This window comes from Streptomyces sp. NPDC090442, assembly GCF_044769405.1.
In the GTDB taxonomy this organism is placed as follows: Bacteria; Actinomycetota; Actinomycetes; order Streptomycetales; family Streptomycetaceae; genus Streptomyces.
The window spans coordinates 1-3,566 of sequence record NZ_JBIVXW010000184.1 but is presented as its reverse complement, the minus strand read 5'-3'; the positions used below and the strand labels follow the sequence as shown (position 1 = coordinate 3,566).

Annotated in this window: 3 protein-coding genes and 2 pseudogenes; 4 read left to right on the top strand and 1 reads right to left on the bottom strand. The window is 69.6% G+C overall.

The genetic code is table 11. From position 1 onward, the window contains the following. Positions 1-116: pseudogene (locus tag ACIQU6_RS44075) on the bottom strand (transposase); the annotation flags it as partial. Between the two features lie 142 nt (positions 117-258). Here ACIQU6_RS44075 and ACIQU6_RS44070 point away from each other — a divergent pair. From ACIQU6_RS44070 to ACIQU6_RS44055, 4 genes and pseudogenes are all read left to right on the top strand, one after another. After that, positions 259-1,479, top strand: coding sequence for a tyrosine-type recombinase/integrase (locus tag ACIQU6_RS44070; protein ID WP_403488268.1), 1,221 nt, complete (start codon positions 259-261; stop codon positions 1,477-1,479). 474 nt (positions 1,480-1,953) lie between these two features. Further along, a complete protein-coding gene (locus ACIQU6_RS44065) occupies positions 1,954-2,082 on the top strand; it encodes a hypothetical protein (protein ID WP_403488266.1) in 129 nt (42 codons plus the stop codon). Positions 2,083-2,100: 18 nt separating this feature from the next. Next, positions 2,101-2,406, top strand: a pseudogene (locus ACIQU6_RS44060) (integrase); the annotation flags it as partial. Further along, a complete protein-coding gene (locus tag ACIQU6_RS44055) occupies positions 2,403-3,389 on the top strand; it encodes a tyrosine-type recombinase/integrase (RefSeq protein ID WP_403488264.1) in 987 nt (328 codons plus the stop codon). The pseudogene ACIQU6_RS44060 and the gene ACIQU6_RS44055, both read left to right, overlap by 4 nt. Positions 3,390-3,566 lie beyond the last annotated feature (177 nt).

The following is a 3,566-nucleotide window of genomic DNA, read 5'->3' as shown; positions in this document are numbered from 1 at the left end:
TCTCGGTCCTGCATGTCGGCGGGTGTCACCATGATCATCACGGGGAAGCCCTTCGTGTCCACCGCGATGTGTCTCTTCCGCCCATTGATCAATTTGCCGTTATCCCGGTGCCGGGATAACGGCAATTATCTGGGGGCGTCGGTTATGGCGGGCCGGGGTGGCTATGGCTGGCTGACGTGGGGCGAATTCGGAACAGCGATGTCATAACGGCGGTCCTGCGCGGTCTCCTTCGTAGAGGTTCTCGAAGGAGGCGCGCTCATGGTCAAGGCAGCGACAGATGGTCGGTATCCGGTGCGGGTGTCGGGGCCGCTGGCCCTGTCGGTTCATCCGTTCCGGCTGGAGTTGGTGCGGCGTGGGTTCACGCCGCGGTCCTCTCAGGATCACGCCTACGTACTGGCTGACTTGAGCCGCTGGTTGGAACGCAAAGAGCTGGCTCCGGGGCAGTTGACTGCGGAGCGGGTGGAGGAGTTCGTCCAGGCACGGCGGGACGCTGGCCACCGGCGGTGGCTGACGGACCGGTCGTTGCAGCTGATGCTCGGCTTTCTGCGGGATGCCGGTGCCGTCCCGCCACAGGAGCATGACCTGGTCGGGAGCCCGGTCGAGGGCGTGCTGGAGGAGTACCGCAGCTACCTGCTGCGCGAGCGCCGGCTCGGCGAGCGCACGGTTCGCGGGCGTGTGGACGTCGCCCGCAGGTTCCTGACCGCGCAGCTCGTCGAGGGCCGGCTTCGGCTGGACCTGCTGAGCCCGGAGCCAGTCGCCGGTTTCATCCTGGACGCCTCGAAGCGGTACTCGACCGGGTCGATGAAGGTGGTGACGTCGAGTCTGCGGGCACTGCTGCGGTTCTTGTTCGTGACCGCGGCCGTTGACCGGGACTTGGCTGCGGCGGTGCCGTCGGTCGCCGGATGGCGGCTGAGCCGGCTGCCGTCCGGCACGGACGCGGTGCCGGTCCTGCTGGAAAACTGCGATCGGACCACCGCGCTGGGACGGCGGGACTTCGCGATTCTGCTGCTGATGGCACGGCTGGGCCTGCGGGCGGTCGAGGTGTCACGGCTGTGCTTGGAGGACCTGGACTGGCGCGGCGGCGAGCTGGTGGTCCGGGGCAAGGGCGGACGGCTCGACCGGATGCCGCTGCCCGTGGACGTCGGCGCCGCGCTGGCCGACTGGCTGCGGCATGGCCGACGGCCGTCAGCGTTTCGTGAGGTGTTCCTGCGCACCATCGGCCCGGACGCTCCGATTTCACGGCAGTCCGTGGTCATGGTGCCGCGCTGCGCTTCACACCGCGCCGGCATACCTGTTGTCGCCGCGCACCAACTGCGACACCGCGCCGCCTGCCAGGTGCTGGCCGGCGGAGGAACCCTCGGCGAGGCCGCCCAACTGTTGCGTCACCACGGCGAGGACACCACGGCGATCTATGCGAAGGTCGACATGGCGGCGCTGGCACCTGTCGTGCGTCCCTGGCCGACGGCGGGCGAGCGGTGAACGGCATCCGGGACGGCGTCGAACGCTATCTGGCGATCCGCCGGGGCCTGGGCTACAAACTCAAGGTCGAGGGCCGGATGCTCGGCCAGTTCGTCGACTTCCTGGAGGAGCGCGGGGACTCGCGCCTGACGGTCCAGGCCGCACTGGAGTGGGCCGTTCTGCCAAACAGCGCCGATCCGGCCTGGTGGGCGGCCAGGCTGACGGTGGTCCGCGAGTTCGCCCGCTTCATGGCGACCTTCGACGAGCTCACCGAGATCCCGCCGCCTGATCTGCTGCCCCGTCGCGCCGGGCGGACGACCCCGCCGTATCTGTATTCGCAGACGGAGATCACCGCGCTGATCCACGCGGCCCGGCACCTGACCCACCCCCTTCGCGCGGCGACGTTCGAGTCCTTCATCGGGCTCATGGCCGCGACCGGAATCCGCACCGGAGAGGCGATGGGACTGGACCGATCCGACCCGGACCTGGACCGCGGTGTCCTGCTGGTGCAGGGGGACCAAGTTCGGCAAGTCCCGGCTGGTCCCCCTGCACCCCACCACCGTCGAGCGGCTCGCCGACTACCAGCGCCGACGCGACGAACTGTGTCCACGCCCGTCCACCTAGGCGTTCTTCCTCTCCGGAGCCGGGACCCGGCTCAACCACACCAACGCGAGCAAGACCTTCACCCGGCTGCTGAAAGCCGCCGGCCTCACGGCCCCGGCCAGCGCGGGCAAGCCGCGCCTCTACGACCTGCGCCACACGTTCGCCGTGACCACCTTGGTGAACTGGTACGCCGCCGACGCCGACGTCGCCCGCCGGCTCCCGGCGCTGTCCACCTACCTCGGACACATCAGCCCGGCCACGACCTACTGGTACCTGCACGCCTGCCCGCAGTTGATGACAGCCGCGGCCGAACGTCTCGACCGGACCTGGAAGGAATCACCGTGACCACTCTCGCCCCTGTCATGCAGGGTTTCTTCACCGAGCGGCTGGCCCAGCGTCGGGTCAGTGCCCACACCGTCGCGGCTTACCGCGACACGTTCCGCCTCCTGCTGGAGTACGCCGGGCGGCAGCTCGGCCGCCCGCCAGCGGCGCTGGAGCTGACCGACATCGACGCCGTGTTCGTCGGCGGTTTCCTGGACCATCTCGAACACGCCCGGAACAACAGCGTGACCACCCGAAATGCCCGACTGGCCGCGATCCACTCGCTGTTCGCCTATGCCGCCTACCGCTGCCCGGAACACGCCCTGCTGATCCAGCGTGTCCTGGCGATCCCGCAAAAGCGCCGCGACTGCACACCCGTGTGCTTCCTCAGCCACGAGGAGACCGAGGCCCTGCTGGCGGCCCCGGACCAGTCGACGCTCCTGGGGCGGCGTGACCACCTCCTGCTGCTGGTCGCGGCGCAAAGCGGACTGCGCGTCTCGGAGCTGACCGCACTCACCCGCGCCGACGCCGAACTCGGCACCGGCGCCCACCTGCGCTGCACCGGCAAGGGCCGCAAACAACGCTGCACACCGCTGACGAAACCCACCGCCCGCCTGCTCCAGCGATGGATCACCGCCCGCAACGCAGCCCCGGACGACCCGCTGTTCCCCAACCGCGTCGGCGGACACCTCAGCCGCGATGCCGTCGCCGACATCCTCCGCAAGTACCTGCCCACGGCCGCGGAGCGATGCCCGACCCTGGCCGGCAAGAACGTCACCCCGCACACACTCCGCCACACCGCGGCCATGGCACTGCTGACCGCCGGCGTCGACACCTCCACCATCGCGCTCTGGCTCGGACACGCGAGCACCAAGGCCACCGACGTCTACCTGCACGCCGACCTGGCGATGAAGGAACGCGCCCTGGCCCGCACCGCACCCCGCGACACCACCGCCAAACGCTACCGGCCCACCGACAGCCTGCTCACCTTCCTGGAGAACCTGTAGTTATCACCGGCCCCAGCCCCTGCGGCACCCCGTCCACCAGCGCCGATCGGCCCGGCCCGCCATAACCGACGCCCCCAGATAATTCGCGGGATCGAATCCGCGGGTCGCCCGGCTCACCGTGGTGGCGCCCTTGACCGACTGGGAGTCGACGATCAGCGTGACCGGGTATGGGCATCG

Bases quoted from the DNA above. Each gene is read 5' to 3' on its own strand.
- ACIQU6_RS44070 (WP_403488268.1), top strand. From the start codon at position 259: ATGGTCAAGGCAGCGACAGATGGTCGGTATCCGGTGCGGGTGTCGGGG.